Below are 598 nucleotides of genomic sequence, written 5' to 3'. Positions count from 1 at the left end.
GCCATGCGCTGCCCCACCCTGAGTGAAATAGACGTGCTTGCGAGCGAGAAGCGGCAACGTTTCATGCTCCACGTGCGCACGACTTCCGTGCTTCCCGCTCACCACCTGGTGCGGATCGCCCGGTCGCCGTACTCACCGCAGATGCGCTCAGCCGCGCTGCGCAACCTGGTGTGCCAAGCGCCTATCGAGGTAACGCTGGGCCGCCCCTACCCGGAGAAGCGCCGCCTGGTTCGTGCGCACTACGGGGTCTAGTCGGCAAACGCCGATATCGCTTTTTCAACCTGCGGGACAGAGAACCCGCAGGGGGCCTCTGTCCGTCTTTTTGGATGGAGCTGAACATGGACTTGAAGATCAGGCCCCTCGACCTCCAGGCGCTGCGCGATGCAGTAGCTCCCGAGGACACACATGAGCGTCGCCAGGCGTACTGCTCTGGGAACTTCACCTCGGCAGCGCGCTGCAAGGACTGGGATCTTCGCTACCGCTGGGATCTGCTACGCGCAAGCCGTCTCCGTCTCGGCGGGGGGGTGCTGGCGAAAGGAGATCTCAATCTCTACGCCTACCTCAACGACAGGCACATCGACAGCGCGCTGCGCACGAT

At 63.5% G+C, this 598-nt stretch carries 2 protein-coding genes; both read left to right on the top strand.

What is annotated here, in order from left to right:
* The coding region (locus GVL52_RS30680; protein ID WP_210254124.1) for a hypothetical protein at window positions 1-252 on the top strand (252 nt) is incomplete at its 5' end.
* 86 nt (window positions 253-338) lie between these two features.
* A partial coding sequence (locus GVL52_RS28225; protein ID WP_210254123.1) for a hypothetical protein occupies window positions 339-598 on the top strand: 260 nt, incomplete at its 3' end.

Source organism: Rhizobium sp. 18055 (assembly GCF_902706285.1).
In the GTDB taxonomy this organism is placed as follows: domain Bacteria; phylum Pseudomonadota; class Alphaproteobacteria; order Rhizobiales; family Rhizobiaceae; genus Rhizobium.
Note: the sequence above shows the minus strand (reverse complement) of the source record. Positions and strands in the feature narration are given on the sequence as shown.